Raw genomic sequence first — 19178 nt, forward strand, 5'->3', positions numbered from 1 at the left:
ATTTAGGGTGCTCCAAAATCGTTTAAAACTTTTAATGGTTAAAAAACATAAAACAATAAAACAAGTCAGTCAAGAAACAGGAATTAAAAAAGGTTCTCTAGAAATGTACGTTTTAGGTAGAGATATTATGGGTGATGATCTTACTATTCTCGCTCGCTATTTTGAAACCAACACCTCCTATCTATGTGGAATTTGGGATCTTATGGCCGATGAAAAACATTTTAGTCATTTCAGGAAGTTATTTAGAGATAAGAGTTACTACTATATACCAGATATTAGTGATATTTTCGAGGATTTGGATAACTGTTTCTATAATTTTTGGATACAGGCTATAGAATTTACGGTTTTAGAAAATAATTTCAAAGCTGAAAAATTTTTCAAAGCATTAATATTTAAGGAAAAGGATGATTGTGTTTTTATTACCATTTCAGATAAAGATGTTATCAAGTCTTTAGAATGTTACAACAGTATTATTCGATATCATTATCCTGAAGGCGGGGAATACACTCCGATATTATCTTTTAAAGGTAATACCATAGAATAAACCAGTATGTAGAAAGGACACACATATGACAAGACAGGAGTTAATTCAAGAAATAATGTCTTTGAGACAGTTGACAAGCCATGAAGCAGATGTAGTTATTTCACTGTTAGAAAGACAAAAGATGATTACTTTCACACCACAAAATCAGCTTGCGTGTAATCTGAACTCATTCCAGGTGGGGTATTGATTTATGGCATATGGAAGAAAAAGTTTAATTCAAATTCAAGCTACAGAGATTCATTATCAGCTTCCTAAAGTCTTGGTTGGAACAACTTATTATCAAAAATTATGTGCTGAAGCAAAATTTGTCTACATGTTAATCAATGATCGCTTGAAATTATCACTTCAAACCGCTAAAGATACTGGAAATTTTGTGGATAAAAATGGTGATGTATATGTCATCTATCCGAATAATGAACTATGTCAAGATACTGGTTACGGGAAGGATAAAATTATCAAGTTGAAGAAAGAATTGATTAAATATCACTTGCTTGATGAGGAACGTCAAGGCATGAAACAGCCTAATAGATTGTATCCGAAAAATGTAGTTTCAGATCCAGAATTATTGAAGATGTCTTTTGAAATAGCTCCAAGTCCTTGGGAAATCTATGAACTCGGAAATACCGAAATCAAGAACTCGGAAATACCGAAATCAAGAACTCGCCAAAGCCGAAATCAGGAACTCGGAAATACCGAACCAAGTAATAATAATCTAATTAAGAATGATAAAAGAGATTACGATACTAATCGATACGAGGGCGAGTCATCTTTATCTGAATTATCAATTTCTGAAGCATTCAAAATGGGACAACATGGTTTTCTTTCTCCTCAACTAGTTCAGAAACTCAGTTTGTTTGGAAAAGATGCAAAAATTCTTGAAAATAAAATCTATCAATCAAAACGTCAAGTTGAGAAGAATTACAACAACCTCTTAGCTGATCAGGAAATTTATGGAGAGGTTTGGCTGCAAGATCTTGAACGTGAGCTTGATAAATTGATTTTCAAAATTAAAACAGGAGAGGCTGAAGGAAAACCAATCCAGAATGTCCCAGCCTACTTCTACAAAATGATGATTCGCTTCTGGAAAATGGCTCTGCTTATCGAAAAAGAACAGGGTTTTATGGAGCTATCAGGACAAAGTGAGCACGCTAGAAAATTCCCTGATGAGTGCCCTAGTCTGATTGCATACTATTATCCAGATAAACTGTCGGAGACGAAACTCAATAGCTATTTATCAGAATTGTCTAAGGGAGTTGAAACATGTTAAAAGATGAATTTAGACCAATTGATGGTAAAGTGCTAACGATAGGTCGTAGCCCGAAGGAGAAAATCTACATGGTTCCTAAAGCTGTTTTTGATTTACCGAAAAAAGAAAGAGCTGAGAAACTCAGCCAAATTTTCTTATCATAGCAACAGAAAGAGGATAGTAATGTTTAAACTAGTTACAATAGCTTTCTTATTGGTCTTAGCTTATGGAATAGGGCTGGTCATGCTGGAAATGAAGAATGCTCCTCTAATGGATGATGAAAAACTATCAAGTCCAAATAATGAAGGAGACAAGTAGATGTGAGTAAACAAACACAAAATCGTATTAAAAAATTACGAAAACAGGCTAAGTTATCACAACAGACTTTGGCTGATCAGATAGGAGTGTTTCGCAACACAATATCTAACTGGGAGACAGGATACAGTCAGATAAGTCTTGAAAATGCTAAAAAAGTAGCCGAATACTTCGGGGTAACTATCGAATACCTGTTAGAATCAGATAAAACTTAGTACAGAAAAACCATATTGACCGAGAAGTCGTTAAACTATAGACCTTTGAAAACTGAATACAAGGCTTGCCCTGATGCAGCGTGGCTATGGATAAAAAAGAAACGGGGGCGAGTAGCAAACTAGAAAAGGATATCTAGTCCAGCCACTGAACGAAAAAGCATGACAATGGTCATAAGCTGAAGGAGTATGGGTTACTAGACTATAAACCCAGCGTATAAAATACCGATGTAAAAATACGTTTTTACACAGCACAGCGTAATTTTCGCTTTTCAACTTCAAGGAGAAATCTATGACAGATGAAATAACCGTCCGCCTAAAGGACTTAAAAAACTTAGGAAAACAAGGAGGTGCGACAGCTCGCTTAGAGGACGGCACAGACCTTATCCTGAAGCCAGACTATGCAGTCAAACAGGCTAGAGGATATGTAGATGGGCTTTTAAGGGATGTTGAATTTCATTTGCCTTATAAAAAGGTTTATGATCAAATTCGCACTATTAAGAGAGATGCTCAAGTTATAGCTCGAAAAGTTAAGACACCATCAGGAATGGAACTTCGTTTAACTGGAAAAGGCTATAATCCCCAAAATAAAGAAAAGGAAAAATTAAAATGAACAAGAAACAAGTTTTAGCAACACTAGCACTATCAACAATCGCACTTGCACAAGCTGGATTTGTATCAGCAGACGAGCTTGCACCAATTGATTCTTCTGCTCCAGCGACAGAAGTTGTTACGCCAACAACACCTAGCGCTTCAACAGAAACAGAGGCACCAGCAACTCAGCCAACAGAGCCTTCAGTTACTCCAGTTGACCCAACAACGCCAAGTGTACAAGACAAAGACAATGCAGGAAGTCTTGACGGGGTACCAACAGACAAACCAGCACCTTCTGATAAGCCACAGGATAAAGACAACGCAGGTAGCCTCGATGGTGTACCAACACCATCAGATAAACCACAAGACAAAGACAACGCAGGAAGTCTTGACGGAGTGACAACTGATAAACCAGCACCTTCAGACAAGCCACAGGACAAGGATAATGCAGGTAGCCTTGATGGAGTCCCAGCTGAAAAGCCAAAAACAACTGATCAAGCGAACCAGCAAGGTAAGTCACAAATTGGAACTACTTCAAGCTCAACAGGACAGGTGGTTCACGATGTGATAAAAGATCCTGTTGAAACAAATACAGGAGTTGCAATTGTCAGCACTCAAAATGGTAACGTAGTCCTTTCGGATGGTTCTGTAGTGGCTCCAGAAGAAGTTGGCGGAACAGTTAACGAAGATAAGACTATCTCTGTTACTGACAAAGATGGCAAACTCAAAACACTCCCAAATACAGGGACAGCAGAAAGCATTCTGGGTGCAATCGGTGGCTTATTGCTTACAGCAGTAAGTTATTTTTACAAGAAACAATTATTTTAATTAAAGGAGAAAAGAAAAAATGTTTAAATCTAATGAATATAAGGCTTTTGGTTCAATCCGTAAAACAAAATTTGGAGCGTGTGGGGTTATCCTTGCACTTGCTATGTTGGGTGTTGCTTTTGGAAGCAACAACGTATCGGCTGATGAAGTAAAACCTACTACACCTGTTGCTGTAGAAAAGAAAACAGAAGTAGAAGTTCCGATCTCACATGAAAATCTTGACAAAGCTGTAGCAGAAGCTAAAGACGCAGGTGTAAAGGTTGAAGTTGGAGCTGTTCAGGACAAAGGTGTTGCAACCTCTGAAACAGTCGCAGAAAAGCAAAAAGAAATTCAAGCTGATTATGCGAAACAGGAAAAAGAAGTCAAAGCCGTGACTGATAATTATTCTTCTAAGGTAGATAAAACTACTAAAGAACGTGAAGTAATTGAAAAAGAAAACAAGGATAAACAAGAAGCGTATGACAAAGCTGTAACGGATCATAAAGCAGAAGTCAAACGTATTGAAGCTGAAAATAAAGCTATTCTTGCTGACAATTCTAAAAAAGAAGCTGCTACCAAAGCTGAAAATGAACGTATCGCAAAGGACAACGCTGAAAAAGAAGCTACCTACAAGAAAAATGTAGCAGACCAAAAAGCCTACAATGAAAAGGTTGAAAAGGACAATGCTGATTTAAAAGCCGATTATGACAAAAAACAAGCAAAATATGAAAGCGATCTTGCTAAGTACAACAAAGAAAAAGAAGAACTAGCTAAGAAGGGCGTAAAAGCTGAAAAACCTCATATCACGCTTTATGGCGATTATGACAATAGCAAACGTGGTAGTGTCAATTATTACAAAAAGCTGACTGCTTCCTTTGAAGGTGTTGACGGTCTAACTGCGGTTAAAGACTACATTGGATTGCACTCTGATTCAACTATTAGTGGAAGTCGTGCGAACTTGCTTGCGAAAAATCCTGACTATTTTGCTGAAATCGTAAATCCAAAAGCAGGAGATTCTTTCACAATTCATAACATTGCTGAAAGTAAAGATGGTAAGAAAATCTCTGCTAAGTTTACTTTCAACAGCGCAGAAGCTGAGTGGGTTAAAGATGGGAAGCCATTAAGTGATACAAGAATCTATATCCGAAAAGACAACGGAAGTGGTTCTTTCAACTTTCTTTTTGGTAATTTAGTCCAATTTGATACAAAAATTGATTTGTTTTATGAAAAAACAAATAAGAACGCTGTGACTGCGATTGCAAGTGCTTTTAATGACATTGATTATGGTCAAGAGTTGCGTTTCACTTATCAAGACGGTTCAGAAGGCATTGTCCTTAACCCTAGCGGTTCAGAAGTTAAGAAAATCACTCGTGATGGTAAAGAATACTACAAGGGCGAACATAAATTGGCTTATGAAAGTGATCATCCTTCAATGGGGGTTAAAAAAGGTGATTTGTATTATGCTAATGTAGGTGATGAAAGTGATATTCCACTTGGTTCGCTTCTTTCTGTAGGATACGGTTCTACTTTAAACTTTGCTTACCATAATGGGCAAGGGGTTCATAGTGAAGAAGAAATTGACGGAAAACGAGCAGAAGTAATCAGACAAAATGGTGGTAAGAGCCTAGCAGACAAGGACATTTTCTATAAAGACGGTTGGGCTGTCGGTATCTTTGGTAAAGCGAGTGCAACTGTTCCTGTTACTATTTTAACTAATCCTCCTGTTAAGCCTGAATTGAAGCAAAAGGATACTAAAGAAATTCCTAAGCCTAAATTGGAAAAACCAAAAGAGTTTGTGCCTCGTACAACACTTCCAACTCCCCCAGCACCAACTCCTCCAGAGAAGAAGAAAATCCCTGAAATGCCTGTTGTTCCAACTGTAAAAGTGAACTATTCACGCTTGCGTGTTACTCCTTCAACTCCAAAACCTAAGAAGGCTATTACAGATAACTATGCAAACAACATTGATGGCGCAAATACATTTGATAAAAATGTGAAATTCAGTTTGACAACTGACTACAAGCCATATTCAACATTTACTGCTGATTCTAAGACTTATGGTAAAACATGGGCTATGGCAGATGATGTTCAAGATGGAGCATATAAAGTAGATGACAGCAAAATCACTATGAAGGATTCTACTGGTAAAGACGTTAAAGCGCTCTTTAATATGTATCATGTTTTGTCTGAAAAAGAACGTACAAAAGAAATCCAAAACATTTTGAAAGAAGCTGGATTGAACCCTAAAGGTGAGTTTTACCTTTGGGTAGCGAAAGATTCTGCTTCATTCTATAAAAACTATGTGAAACCAATTAAGAATATCACGATTGAGCTTCCTGCTCGTTTATTGGTAGAAAAAGGACAGATTGTTAAAAATGATTTCCATCAAATTGATTTTGGAAATAGTTTTGTATCTAATCTAGTAACTGTTCAAGTTCCTGATTTGAAGCCTGAAAAACACGCTTTGGATCACAAAGATAACTCTAAGGTTCGTGATGGTCAAGAAATTCAAATTGGCGAGTTCTTACGCTATCTTCTTGACGGAGTAACCGTGCCTTCTAAACACGATACACTTTACCAATATGACGGTATTGATATGCTTGACTTGAAGCATGACAGATACACAGGTAATTGGTCTGGTATCATTCGTGGTACAGAATATGTTGCCCAAAAAGAGCTTACATTGCCTTATGATGTAGTCTTGTCTAATGGAAAAGTGGTTAAGGCAGGAGACAAGATTGCTAAAGGTAGCTCTTATGCGTTCCAATTTGAGTTCAACCAAAGCACAAACTCAGACTTTATCAAGAAAATTGTTAAAGTAACATGGAACGAAAAAGACGGTAAGTGGGCTTACACTATTGACAAAGATTTCTTGAACTCTCTAGGTGTTAAAGGTACGTTTGACGCTGATTTCTATATCGAAGTTGAACGTATCGCAAGTGGAGAAATTGAAAACAAATTCGTGAACATTGTGAACGGTCAAGAAATGGTAGCGAAGGTAACAACTCATACTCCTGAACAACCTAAACCACAAGAACCGAAAAAACCAGCTTTACCGAATACTGGAACAGCTTCTAGTATGCTTGGATTCGTTGGTACTGGTATCTTGTCTATGCTAGCACTAGTTGGTTTGAAGCGTAAGAAAGAAGTGGAATAAAATAGATTAGTGCGCTGCAAAGGTGGTAGAGTAACAGGAACTGCCACCTTTTTTTAAAAGTAGATAGGAAAATAAAATGAAAAAAACTGTACAACTAACAGTTGGAGTAGCATCAGCCCTTGCTCTAGGTTTAGGAGTTACGAACGTACACGCAGAAGAAGTAACAACAGTAGCGCCAACAACTACCGACCAGACTGTTTCTAAGGAAGAAACAAAACCAGAAGTCAAAAAGGAAGTCACAAAAGGTCAAGTTGACGAAGCAAAGGACAAACTTGATAAATCTACTAAGAAAGTAGAAGAAGCACAAGCTAAGAAAAACCAAGCGCAGAATGAAAAAGACCAAGCACAGACCGAAAAGGATAATGCTCAGTCTGAAGTAGATAAGGCGCAAAAAATCAAGGACGAAGCTACACCAGAAAACATTGAAAAGCAAAAGCAAGCTGTTGCCAATGCTGAAACTGGTAAGGGTAATGCTGAAAAGCAAGAAAAAAATGCTAAGAATGACCTTGACAAAGCTAAACAAGTAGCAGCAGACCAAGAAAAAGTGGTTAAGAAGTCTGAGGACAAGGTAGAAAGTGCTGAAACTGAGGTCAAAGACGCTCAGACTAACGTAAATAACGCACAAGCAATCCTTGACGGTACAGGACAAGCACAAGTTATCGCTGAAAAGGATAACGCTGAAAAAGCGCAAGCACAAGCGCAAACTAGTGTATCAAACGCTGAAAATTCTTTGACGCAAGCCAAGGCTGATGATAAGAAACTTGCTGATGATATTTCAAGCACTCAGAAAGAGTTGACACAAGCTACTAACACCGTAGCAAGCACTCAAACAGTCTTGACGAATGCAACCAGTAAAGCGGAACAGACCAAGGCCAATCTTGAAAAAGCGCAAGATACGTTTGTTAAGTCAGAGAGTGACTACAAATCAATTAACACTTTCCAAGTTACTGATGAATATGTTAATGCCTTGAAATCCTATGTAAATAATCCTTATAGCATTTTGGATGAACCTACTAAGTGGGACGAGCATGATGAAAAAGCTAGAGAAAATTTGAAAAAAGTAAATCAATCTAATGTTGATTTAAACAATTTCAAATCTAATTCTAGTGATAAAACGATTGCTGTAAATGTTAATCATTTGACAGATGAGCAAAAGATAGAACTTTCAAATTTTGCAAGTGGTCTAATAAACCAAGTTCGTGAACGTTTTGGAACTCCAAAAACAGTAGTAACTAAGGGAATGATTGATGTTTCAGACAAAATTACTGCTGGATATGTGGCAGATAATTGGGAATTTGGAGCAGGGCATCATAACAAACTTATCAATCGGATTGCACGTGAATATGGCTTACCTGCTATTGATGATGAATCTGGACAAACTTTAGAAAATTTGAATAGTATCAATAGTGGTACTGAAGTTGAGAATATGGATGATGCAAAAAGATGGATTTATCAAAGTCTTAATTCTCTTCTATTTAATGGTTGGGAGTGGTTACATGCTCAAAGTATTACAGGATTGACTAGCCAAGGGGCAAACAAAGAGTATTTTGCATTAGGACTGTCTAGTGGAACTGGACGAACTAGCGCTCATTTCTTGTCTGTATCAGATAAAGATGTATCTGGCAACAAGCTAGATAAGACTGAAATACCTAACGCTAAATCAGCAGAAAACATTGTAAAAGCCTACAATACTGCTAAAGCTACTCTATTAAATGCTCAGACTGAAAACTCTAAGGCGCAACGTGAGAAAACAAGTGCCACAACAGAGAATGTCAAAGCTAAAGCGAAACAAGCGACTATTGAGAAACGCTTGAATACTCTTAAAGCGACACCGCTTAAAACACCGACTGCTGACCGCAATCTTGCAAATGCAAAAGACACGCTCGCTAGTGCGAACAAGCGCTTAGAAAATGCTAAAAAAGCACTAGAGGCCTTGACTGCTGATGTTAAAATCAAGCAACAAAACCTTGCTAAAGCGAAACAAGAACTCGCTAATAAGCAAACTGCCCTTACTAACTCTAAAAACAACCTAGCAAATGAAAAAGCTAAGTTGGAAGAGTTGAAAACTCTAATCAAGATCGCCGAGAAAAATCTGGCGCTATCTAAAGAGAAAGTAGCACAAGCAACTAAAACTCTTGAACAAGCCAAGGCTGATCTTGAAAACTTGCTCAATGCAGAGCCTAACTTAGTTAAAGCTAAGAAAGTCCTTGCTCAAAAAGAAGCTACTCTTAAAGAGAAAGCAACTGCCTTGAAAGAAGCACAAGCTATCCTTGATAAGTTGTTGCAAGAGCAAAAAATCGACCAAGAGGCCTATGACAAACTCTTTGCCTTGTATAGCGCACAAGTAGAAGCTAAACGTTTAGCTGACCTTGAAGCACAGAAACAAGCAATTCTGAATGCTGGAGAGACACCTTTAGAAGTTTATGATGAAACAGGTAAACTTGTGTCTTATGTAGCACAAACTAAAACTGTAAATACTCAATTACCTGTTTCTTATAACTATTCTTGGAACAAAAAACAAGAAACGAGTTTGCCAAATACAGGATCAGCAGCAAGCATGCTTCCAGTTGTGGGAATGATTTTGGGATTATTGAGTCTTGCAGGTCTTCGTAAGTATAAAAAATAGAACATCTAGAAATTCCCCCTCATCTATGGTATAATGAAGCCATAAAAAAGAGGGGGAAGAGAGATGAGAAAGGACACGAAAATGGATGCACATGTGACTAGAAGTGGATACAGATACTATACCCCAACTAAAACAAAATCAGAAGTAACCAAACCTGAAGAAGAGAAGAAGTGGAAAAAAGGCCTGCGTTGGCTAGGAAAAGCCCTCTGGTCAGGAGTAAAGAACCTACCGAGTGTGATTGCGAGAGCTGCCGTTTTGATGGTTGCGACTCCACTCATGTTTCTCCTCTTTATCTTTAATCTGATTAAGAGCTTGATTGCGACAGCAATTGGTTGGTTTGTGTTTAAGATTGTAGTTTCATTTTTAGTAGTATGCTATTGGGCATTTCTGACAAAAGAAGGTACTATTCCATCCGAAATAGAAACCTGGTATACTAACTGGGTATTGCCTGAAGGTGTTCCAATCTATCACTGGTGGGAAACGACCATCATCGTTGTCTTAGCTGTAATTACAGCCCTCTCTCTAACCTTTCGTCCAGAGGATGAAATATAGTATTAAATAAACAAAGTAGGTACTAGGAATCTTTCTTAGTACCTTTTTTATAAAAGAAAGTGAGAAAAAAATAATGGATGCAGTTGTAGATTTTATTAACAAAATTGGGAATATCGGTGGGATTATCGGTATTGGTTGGGCCGCTTGGGGTGCCTGGGACTTAGCAGTAGGAATCAAACGTGAATTGGATGACAAGAAGGATAAAGGGATTCAAAGTTTGATTTTAGGCGCTCTTCTTGGTGCCGTCCTAAAAGCCCTCTTTACAGCTTTGGCAACAGGTCTTCAATCTCTTGGTTAGGATGATGAAGAAAGAGGAGGTGGTTTCATGAACCAATCCACACTTGATCAACTAACCATGAGTCTGAAGGACTATAATGTGACAGCTTATGAATTGATGGAAACTATTTCGGGTTCGATGGAGAAGGTAGCCATTTTGCTTCTTCTCCTTTTTATGGGGATCAACCTCATGAACTGGCACCAGCATCTTAAAAGCAATGGTGGAGAGCTGTCTTTTCAGCTTTGGATTGAAGAAATCCTCAAGTATGCTATTGCACTCTTTTTTATCCTCTATGTGGATGCAATTTTTGATGCCTTGTCATGGTTGTTCAATGTTATCATTAAGTTAGTAGCTAAAAATGCTACAGATCCTTTCAGTTCTGAGGCACCAGATTTTAAAGGCTTAGGTGCTATGGAAAAATGGTTCTTTAAGATTATTTATGGGGTTGTTGATTTTGTCGGTCAGATATCGACTAAGTTGTTGATCTTGTTGCGCTCTTTTACACTTTACACGTATAAGGGAATCGCTAAAATTATTGTCGCTTGTTACATGGTGGATAGCTTACGTCCGATCTGCCTCGGTTTCTTTAAGCTCTATGCTGCTGCTGTCCTTCAGGGCTTGATTTTAGTGGTTGTGATCATGCTTTACCCAGCTATTGTCACGAATGATCTCTTGACAGTTGAGAAAACTGGAGCTTTTATAACTGCGTTAGTTGCGATAGCTAAAGGAATTATTTACATTGTCATACTCTTTGGCAGCCAACGTATGGCCAAGAATATCATGCAGGTGAACTAGGATATGGTATAATAAAAGGAGAATGAGTGATGATTGAAAGGAGTATAATAATCCTATGAGATCTACTATAAAAAATTATTATGAAAGGTGGACGAAACGGCATGAACGCCGATACAAGGAAGCCTTGAATTACTATAAAAAGCAGTCAAAAGAGTCATTGTTAGCAGAATTGACAGAGCTGGAAATAAAAAAAGAGAGAGCTTCTCGTAGCTGGAAATTGTTGGTAGGTCTCGTATTAACGATTATTTTTTCGGATGATTTGAAACGCCTTCTTGCGATTTTATTCTCACCTCTAACAGGCGTACCTACCAAGGAATTGAACGAAAGTGTATTACTGAGTATCATTATAACACTGTTTATAGTTTTGCTATTTTTGACTATTTTAGTTTATAATTTTAGTTACTCGTTGGTATTAAGACGGTATCTCATTTTAAAACGTTACATAGAAGAACATCATACCTGAATATAGGAGACGAACTTGTATAGAAATCGATTTTTTGAAGTATTAGAAAGCCCTTATACACCTTATATTGCAGTAGAGTTAATCTACGCAATAGTTACCATTTGGTTTAATATCAGTCTTGGTAATTTGAATAAGCAACTAACACATCATTTTGATATTGATAAAATGATAACTCGGAAAGATGTGACGATTGCTTCACATGTTATGTCATATAAGGATAATTCCTCTTGGAACTATTTACTATTTGGTATTGTGTTGATTATTATCGGTTTTATGATACCTATAGTTTATTCAGTGATAAATAAGTCTAGTTATAAAATAGAAACAATCAAAAATTTTATTTGGTTTATTATCGTCATAGTTTCAGTGGTTAATTTCTTTTTAATTACTTCAATTTCGAAAGCTCTATTAAGTCCGATAATTATAGCAACTTTAATAGTGTGCGCAGTAGGAGCAATATTTGGAACTTTTGCAATTTCTAACACTTAAAAGTATAAGGCAGCCATTATGGCTGTTTTTTTAATGAAAGGAATAGAATGACACGTTTAGGCAGTGAATTTTTAAAGGCTTTAGATAGCTACGAAAGGCCAGTTTTAGGGTATATGACACTGAGACAGTTAGTGCTACTATTTGGTATCGCATTGACAGTAGTTGTCACTACTATCCTCTATTGGCTGAAGGCACCTGATATAATCCTTTATGGCGTTGATATTTTATTATTAGCGCCTTTTGTTATTTTCGGGTGTTATATTGATGAAAAAATTAAAGATGAGATCCGTTTCCTTTTGACTAAACAGGAACGCTCTTATCAGACAGATTATGACAGAAAGGAATATACAAGAAATGAATTTATTCGGCCGAAAGAAAACCCCGAAACTCTCTAAGGAAGAACGGGAACGGGCCAAACGTCTAAGACGTACCATGACGGCATCTACACAGAATAGTCTTAATTATCAATGGTTGATGCCTGATGGGCTCATGAAAATTACAAATGATCAATTTTCAAAGACCTATCGCCTAGGTGATACCAGCTATATTACTGCAACAGATGATGAGCGAATTGATATCATTGAAACAAACGCTGATATTTTTAATTCGCTGGATATTGACAATGATATGCAGCTATTGATTCTGAATCGTCGAGTAGAAAGTAATAGCTTATCTTCTATCCGCTATGATTTGGTTGGAGATGGATATGACGATTATCGTAAAGAATACAATGCGATGATCAATGATCGTTTCTCTCAGGAACAAAATACCTTCAAGGTAGAAAAATATCTGACGATTACAACCCAAACAGACCAGGATCATCAAGCTAGAAGAATCCTCGATGATACAGCCAGCGTTATTGAAAGTCAATACAGTGGCTTAGGAATCTCCTTTAAGGAGTTAGAGGGATTAGATCGTCTTCTTATCTTCCGAAAACTCTTGAGGCGAGAAGGTTTTATTGATTTTAACTATGAAGACATCGCTATTTCTGGATTATCTACCAGGGACTTTGTAGCTCCAAACTATCTGAAGTTTGAAAAAGATCATATGAAAATTGATGATTGTTTCGCAAGGGTGATGTATGTTAGACAATATCCTACCTTCTTGAATGACAAACTGATCAAGAATATCCTGGATACAGGAATTGAATTGGCTATCAGCCTACATGCTAAGCCCTATGATACTGCAGATGCCCTGAAGAAAATCAAGACAGTTAAGTCAAGTGTACGCAGGGAAATGATCAAAAGTCAGAAGGCTGCCGCAAAAGAAGGCTATGGAAGTGACCTGGCCGTTGGTGGGAAGGCTGTGGAGACATCTCGTGAAACAGAGAAATGGACTGAAGAACTCCAGGACAATGACCAAAAAATGTTTTCAGGTGTGATGACGATTTTCTTCATGGCTGACACTCTGGAAGAGTTGAATATCTACACAGAGCAGGTTCAACGATCTGTCCGTAAGAATACGGTAGAACTGGATAAGTGTTACTTGTACCAGGAAGAATCCTTGAATACGATTCTACCGATTGGGATTCCATTTATCAACGTAAAACGCCGTTTTATGAGAGATATGACTACTAGTAACTTGGCCACACAAGTCCCATTTACTAACGTAGATCTTCGATCTAGCAGTCCACGTGCAATTTATTATGGCCAGAATCAGCTATCTAAGAACGCTATCACAGTTGACCGTAAGAAAGACTTGAATACAGGTTCAGGTTGTATCTTTGGGACTTCAGGATCAGGAAAGTCTGTTCTTGCTAAAGGAGGAGAGATTATTCCTACAACTCTACGTTACCCTGAAGATAATATTATTATCGTCGATCCTGAAGATGAGTACACTGGTATTGGTCGAGAATTGGGTGCAGAAATTATCACAATCGCTCCTGGGTCGCAACATCACTTTAACTTGTTGGATCTTCCTGATAAGGATAAACTGCAGGCAGAAGATAGTGACCCGATTGGCCAAAAATCAAACCTCTTATCAACATTGTTTGAGAATATATTCTCTGAAGTATCAGACGATGAATTTGCGATGATTGACCGTGTAACGAGAAAGACTTATGAGGAATTTGAAAAACCAACATTTAAGGATTGGCAATCAGTTTTAGAACGTCAACCTGAAGATGTAGCCAAGGAGCTGGCGCTGAAGGCAGAACCTTATACTGTCGGCTCAAACGATATCTTTGCTCACCCTACAAATGTCAATATGAATAGTCGCTTTATTATCTTCAATCTCAAGCAGTTGAGTGGTAAATTGAAGCCATTCGCCCTCCTGGTGATTCAGGACTTCATCTGGAACCAGGTAGTCAATAATCAAGGGAAAGCTATTACATGGTTGTACTTTGATGAGTTGCAGCTATACTTTAAAAATAAGCTGCAAGCAACCTTCTTTACAGAACTATACTCACGTATTCGTAAGTACGGGGCTATTCCAACAGGGATTACACAAAACCCAGAGACTGTTTTATCTACAGAGGAAGGTAGAAAGCTAGTTGCAAACTGTGAATTTCTAGCCCTCCTGAAGCTGAAGCGGACAGACCTAGAAGCCCTGGAGCAGGTAATTCCTCTTACACCTTCACTGGAGCGATTTGTTTTGCGACCAAAAGCAAAAGGTACAGGTTTGATTGTGGCTGGAGATACGATTGTTCCATTTGAAAATCCTATCCCTAAAGATACCAAACTGTATCAATTGGTTGCGACGGATAGTTAAAAATTAGAAAGAGAGGTGATTTCTTTTGTTTGAAAGTGATCCCAATCAATTAAAACAGGAGCGTAAGCGGAGAATCAAAGAAGGATCCTCCCAGAATGCAGAAAAAAATCCTAAAGAAGCACGTTTAGACTCGAAATTTGCATTTAAAGAAGCTAAGAAGAATTATCGCTTAGCTAACAAAGATTATAAACTACACAAAGGACCTCAAGCAACAGCTAGAGGTCTTTTCTTTAAGCAACAACGTGATCGTGCAAAGTTGGAAAAGCAAATTGCCACAACGCTCTATAAACGAGCTAAAAAGGCTGATGACAGTTATATCCCTAACCGCCTGAAGAAACGTGCAAAACAAAGTGCCCGAATGAAAGTGAGACACGACGTTGAGAAGACAGTCAGAGATAATGAGATTCTTGGAGACTGGGTTCAGGCGAGGCAAAATATTCGTCAATTTAAGTACCAGGTAAACGCCTCTAAAAGAGCGTTAAATGCTGTAGGTAAATTATCCAAGTATTCAATCAAGCATAGCTATGGACAGGTCAATAGGAGCTATAATTTCATCAGAGGGCGAGGATATACTCGAACACCAAAAGAGTTCTCCTGGGAAGGAAAACTCGGAAAAAAAATGAAACATGCCAAAAAGCGACTTGCACGTTCAAAGTTTGGGAAGGTGTCAAGAGGGACAGGAAAGGTTTTGAAGGTTGCGACAAAGCCCCTGCGTTCCATCTTATCCAATCCTTTAGCTGTCAAGTCCTATTTCTTAATGTTCCTCATCTTTGCAGTATTTGGGATATTTATGTCTGTTTTTGGAGGAAGTGGTCCAGTCCAACAAAATGAATTTGACTTGAACAAATCCTGGCTTCAAATCAGTAAACGAGATCGAGAGAAGTCCAATGATAAGGTAGACTATTGGACAAACATCGATGACATGATTTTTTTCATGAACTTTCGCTACGGTAGCGATTGGAAACCAGAAAGTAACTGGAATGAGGGGACTGGTGGTGAATGGGCTGGGGCGTTAGGTTTTAATCACTATTCCGATGCCTTGAATAATCTTTGGAATCATTTGAATGATGACCCTCACAACTTGAAAAAGATGGTTGACTTATATGGTCCCTCGTCAGATTTAAAGTGGACTAAGTTGAGTGATAGCGAGCTAGAAGAGTATAAAGAGCTAGAGGAGTTGACTAAAGAGGTTGGTCGATACCCCTCTTATCAAGAACTAGCTAACCCTTTTTACCAGGAGGACGATCCTTCTTATCAAGCCCCTTTAGTTATCCTGAAGCGGTTTGGTTATACCTCTAAGAGTGAAATTTATGAAAAAACACAACTGAAAGCTTCCACAGGGCAAGCTATAAGAGCTCCTATTGATGGTAAAGTCAGTGTGACAGATGATACTACTGTATCAATAAAAACTGATAAAGCTATCTTTACTTATGAAGAGGTAGGAAATGTCCGTGTTTCTGATGGTGACCAGGTCAAAGCTGGAGACGAGGTTGGAAAGGTAACGACAAATGGTTACCAAGTCATTCAGTATCAAAAACTGGAGGAAAAAGAGACAAAGGATAAGAAAGAAAAGTGGACATCAGTCAATCCAGGCTTTTACTTTCAATCTGTCACGTACAATCAGACAACCTCAGTCATTACTACACTTGATGGCGATTTGGGGCAAAAATCACGAGCGATAAAAGACTACTTGAAGCAAAAGCTCCCAGCGCTAACAGATAATGGTTTGGCAGCCATGCTTGGGAACTTTGCAACAGAAAGTAATATCAATCCTAAACGTGCCGAAGGAGATTATCTTAGCCCACCAGTAGGGGCTGATTCTTCTTCCTGGGATGATGAGTCCTGGTTAGCTATAGCAGGACCTGCTATTTATAACGGGAGATACCCAAACATTCTTCATCGAGGTTTAGGATTGGGACAGTGGACAGATACAGCGGATGGCTCTACGAGACATACTCTATTATTAAACTATGCAAAATCTAAGAATAAAAAGTGGTATGATTTAGAACTGCAGTTAGATTTTATGTTAGAGGGAGATAGTCCCTATTATGTCACTGAATTAACATCAATTCTGACTAGCACAGAAGACGTAGCAACACTTACAGAGCGTTTTTTGGTCAACTGGGAAGGAAATTCTGGAGACAAGGTCATAGAGCGCCAAAATAATGCTAAACAGATCCATGCCTTTCTTACACAACAAGTTAGAGGAGGCGGTGCCTTAGCATCCTCCTGGGATTTCCCTGCAGAGTATCAGTCGAAAGTTGAGCACCCTCCTACACAGGCTTCTATGACCACACAACAAGGAAGTGGCTACCCAGTTGGTCAATGTACTTGGTATGCGTATAACCGTTTAGTCGAACTAGGAACGATTACGGACTTATCAGGAGCTTATGGTTACCTTGGCAATGGTCAGGATTGGGTAACAAGCCTGGTCGCAAAGGGATGGAAGTATAGCACGTCGCCAACGAAAGGAGCTGTTGTGTCAGTTCTAGGTGGATTTGGTGGGACACCAGGTGGATATGGGCATGTTGCGATAGTGGAAGCTGTAAACTCCGACGGGTCATTCCTTGTTTCGGAATGTAATGTCCGAGGAGTACAGGATAAGGTCCATTTTTCTGTCCTCTATCCAGCTTACTACTATACATTTGCGACACCGAATTAAAAAGAAAGAAGGTAAATCATGAAAATGATAGATATGGAGAAATTAAAACTCCTTAAAATAGGGGGAATTTTTATAGGAGCTGTATTAGTTCTGGGACTCGTATTCTGGATTGGTGCAGCAACTTCAGCGCAAAATAAAGCTAAGCAGGAAGCTGCAACCACGCAACAAGAAACCAAAGCAGAGGGAAGCGAACTAACGCAAGAATATGTGAAGGAATTTTTGACGGCTTACTTCAATAAGCAAGATCTTGGAGAAAATAGAAATCGCTATTTGCCCTATATGACAGAAGCTGCTTACAATCAGGAAGTGAACTCTGAAGAAGAACCATCGGTACAAACCTACAAGGGCTATGTAGTGGATACACAGATGAAGTCTTCAACCATCTACATCGATAAAGAAAACAATGTTGCCTTAGCTCAAGTGAGATACACTCAGACACAGTTACAGAAGAAGTATGATTATACAAACGCCCAAACAAACGTAGGCTCTTCAAGAACCATACGGATTCGCTTCAGCAAGCAAGATGGGAAATACCTGGTAAATCATATTGACCCCATTTTGATTGTGGATAGCTTGAACGCCAGCGAAAAGGCGAGTATTCCATCATTAAACAAACCAAGCACTAACCAAACACAAAGTACAGAAGGGAAAAAGGAAGAATGACAAAATTAGAAACTTTGGAAAAACAAAAACAGAAAGCAGAGGCCCGCTTAGCTGATTATATGACCAAGGCCAAGAAGGAAGAAGAGAAATTAAAGGATCTAGAAACTCAAATCATTCTGGCCAAACATGAGGAACGGTCAAACTACTTGGCTAAACATAATTTAACCTGGGCTGATATTGAAACAGCTCTTGCTGAAGGAAAATTGAAAGGAGCTGAAAAAGATGTACCGTTTAACCAATCTGACACAAAACACGACCACAACGTATAAGAATCGAGACCTTGTGTATCAAGCCCTGGAGCGAGAAAATGCCAAGGTTAAGCATGAGGAGGCAGAGGCCGTTTTATTGGTAGAGGAGCTGGATAAAAAGAATGTAGTGATCTACCAAGAAGATATCTATTTGCCGTTTGAGGGAATCGCAGACAGCCTCTTCCTGAAGCCTGGTACGTTGAATAACCAGGAGGCTGCAGCAAAAGAAGCAAAAACCTCTTTCTTTAAGCGCCAGACTAAAACAAAACATCTAGAGAAGACTCCCGAAGAGAAAGTTGAAGCCTCTTCCTTGAAACATGAAACTCCCAAACCTCAAACCTCTTCTAAACGCTCTTTTTGGGTGTATTTAGGAAGAGTTTTGGTGCTATTGGGTCTGGTAGGAAGTCTGACATTTGCTGGCTTATCACTTACGCTAGTTTACCATCAAGAAAAGCAACTCACGGACGTATCCAAGGAACTTTCAAATCTAAAAACCATTCAGTTAAAAACAGGGGAACTAGATGCCTTTTCACGTTACTTTTTGCCAGCCTTTTACTCTGATAAAGGGAAAATGGCTGATTTCGTAGCTCCTCAATTAACGATAGATAGACAAGCAGGTCAACTGCAGTCTGTGATTTTGGAATCTAACTTGATTGTCGATGATGCAACTTATCAGCTAACTTATGTAGTAGCCGTGAAAGATGGTGAGAACAGAAGTCAGAAACGCTTGGTAATTACTGTAAAGGAAGAACCTTCAGCACCTTACGGATTCCAGATTATTGCTAAGCCAGAACTATCCAATTATCCTAAATAAAGGAG

At 38.5% G+C, this 19178-nt stretch carries 20 protein-coding genes; all 20 read left to right on the top strand.

The genetic code is table 11. The annotated features are described in order from the left end of the window. Positions 1 to 7 precede the first annotated feature (7 nt). Positions 8 to 544 carry a helix-turn-helix domain-containing protein gene (locus ACVAMZ_RS00690; RefSeq protein ID WP_101776601.1) on the top strand — a complete coding sequence of 179 codons (537 nt, stop codon included), beginning with the start codon at positions 8 to 10 and terminating at the stop codon, positions 542 to 544. Positions 545 to 734: 190 nt separating this feature from the next. Beyond that, complete coding sequence (locus ACVAMZ_RS00695) at positions 735 to 1811, top strand: replication initiator protein A (RefSeq protein WP_461684737.1); 1077 nt, start codon at positions 735 to 737, stop codon at positions 1809 to 1811. Further along, positions 1805 to 1954, top strand: a complete 150-nt coding sequence (locus ACVAMZ_RS00700) for a hypothetical protein (RefSeq protein WP_461684738.1) — start codon at positions 1805 to 1807, stop codon at positions 1952 to 1954. The genes ACVAMZ_RS00695 and ACVAMZ_RS00700 overlap by 7 nt, the downstream gene beginning before the upstream one ends. A gap of 19 nt (positions 1955 to 1973) precedes the next feature. Continuing rightward, positions 1974 to 2108: a hypothetical protein gene (locus ACVAMZ_RS00705; RefSeq protein WP_461684739.1), complete on the top strand. Its 135-nt coding sequence runs from the start codon at positions 1974 to 1976 to the stop codon at positions 2106 to 2108. A gap of 2 nt (positions 2109 to 2110) precedes the next feature. Then, positions 2111 to 2320, top strand: coding sequence for a helix-turn-helix transcriptional regulator (locus ACVAMZ_RS00710; RefSeq protein WP_000043822.1), 210 nt, complete (start codon positions 2111 to 2113; stop codon positions 2318 to 2320). A gap of 289 nt (positions 2321 to 2609) precedes the next feature. Continuing rightward, on the top strand, positions 2610 to 2930 hold the full coding sequence (locus ACVAMZ_RS00715) for a hypothetical protein (RefSeq protein WP_461684740.1): 321 nt from the start codon (positions 2610 to 2612) through the stop codon (positions 2928 to 2930). Continuing rightward, the gene (locus tag ACVAMZ_RS00720) at positions 2927 to 3739 is read left to right on the top strand and encodes an LPXTG cell wall anchor domain-containing protein (RefSeq protein WP_461684741.1); all 813 of its coding nucleotides are present in this window, start codon (positions 2927 to 2929) and stop codon (positions 3737 to 3739) included. The genes ACVAMZ_RS00715 and ACVAMZ_RS00720 overlap by 4 nt, the downstream gene beginning before the upstream one ends. Before the next feature lie 19 nt (positions 3740 to 3758). Continuing rightward, the gene (locus ACVAMZ_RS00725) at positions 3759 to 6875 is read left to right on the top strand and encodes an SspB-related isopeptide-forming adhesin (RefSeq protein ID WP_461684742.1); all 3117 of its coding nucleotides are present in this window, start codon (positions 3759 to 3761) and stop codon (positions 6873 to 6875) included. A 76-nt stretch (positions 6876 to 6951) separates the two neighbouring features. After that, positions 6952 to 9501: an SEC10/PgrA surface exclusion domain-containing protein gene (locus ACVAMZ_RS00730; RefSeq protein ID WP_461684743.1), complete on the top strand. Its 2550-nt coding sequence runs from the start codon at positions 6952 to 6954 to the stop codon at positions 9499 to 9501. Positions 9502 to 9564: 63 nt separating this feature from the next. Beyond that, entirely contained in the window at positions 9565 to 10053 is a 489-nt protein-coding gene (locus tag ACVAMZ_RS00735; protein WP_101776595.1) for a hypothetical protein, read from the top strand. A 73-nt stretch (positions 10054 to 10126) separates the two neighbouring features. After that, positions 10127 to 10351, top strand: coding sequence for a hypothetical protein (locus ACVAMZ_RS00740; RefSeq protein WP_000340303.1), 225 nt, complete (start codon positions 10127 to 10129; stop codon positions 10349 to 10351). 27 nt (positions 10352 to 10378) lie between these two features. After that, positions 10379 to 11125: a hypothetical protein gene (locus tag ACVAMZ_RS00745; protein WP_101776594.1), complete on the top strand. Its 747-nt coding sequence runs from the start codon at positions 10379 to 10381 to the stop codon at positions 11123 to 11125. 124 nt (positions 11126 to 11249) lie between these two features. Next, the gene (locus tag ACVAMZ_RS00750; protein ID WP_461684744.1) at positions 11250 to 11588 is read left to right on the top strand and encodes a hypothetical protein; all 339 of its coding nucleotides are present in this window, start codon (positions 11250 to 11252) and stop codon (positions 11586 to 11588) included. Between the two features lie 15 nt (positions 11589 to 11603). Beyond that, the gene (locus ACVAMZ_RS00755) at positions 11604 to 12077 is read left to right on the top strand and encodes a hypothetical protein (RefSeq protein WP_101776592.1); all 474 of its coding nucleotides are present in this window, start codon (positions 11604 to 11606) and stop codon (positions 12075 to 12077) included. Between the two features lie 47 nt (positions 12078 to 12124). Next, a complete protein-coding gene (locus tag ACVAMZ_RS00760) occupies positions 12125 to 12472 on the top strand; it encodes a PrgI family protein (RefSeq protein ID WP_247916593.1) in 348 nt (115 codons plus the stop codon). Then, positions 12432 to 14786, top strand: a complete 2355-nt coding sequence (locus tag ACVAMZ_RS00765) for a VirB4-like conjugal transfer ATPase, CD1110 family (RefSeq protein WP_461684745.1) — start codon at positions 12432 to 12434, stop codon at positions 14784 to 14786. Before ACVAMZ_RS00760 ends, ACVAMZ_RS00765 begins: the two co-directional genes overlap by 41 nt. A gap of 25 nt (positions 14787 to 14811) precedes the next feature. Continuing rightward, positions 14812 to 17448 carry a phage tail tip lysozyme gene (locus tag ACVAMZ_RS00770; protein ID WP_461684746.1) on the top strand — a complete coding sequence of 879 codons (2637 nt, stop codon included), beginning with the start codon at positions 14812 to 14814 and terminating at the stop codon, positions 17446 to 17448. Positions 17449 to 17466: 18 nt separating this feature from the next. Next, positions 17467 to 18111 carry a hypothetical protein gene (locus ACVAMZ_RS00775; RefSeq protein ID WP_461684747.1) on the top strand — a complete coding sequence of 215 codons (645 nt, stop codon included), beginning with the start codon at positions 17467 to 17469 and terminating at the stop codon, positions 18109 to 18111. After that, positions 18108 to 18380, top strand: a complete 273-nt coding sequence (locus ACVAMZ_RS00780) for a type III restriction endonuclease (RefSeq protein WP_461684748.1) — start codon at positions 18108 to 18110, stop codon at positions 18378 to 18380. The genes ACVAMZ_RS00775 and ACVAMZ_RS00780 overlap by 4 nt, the downstream gene beginning before the upstream one ends. After that, entirely contained in the window at positions 18334 to 19173 is an 840-nt protein-coding gene (locus ACVAMZ_RS00785; RefSeq protein WP_461684749.1) for a hypothetical protein, read from the top strand. The genes ACVAMZ_RS00780 and ACVAMZ_RS00785 overlap by 47 nt, the downstream gene beginning before the upstream one ends. Positions 19174 to 19178: the final 5 nt, after the last annotated feature.

It is taken from the genome of Streptococcus sp. KHUD_017 (assembly GCF_054861245.1).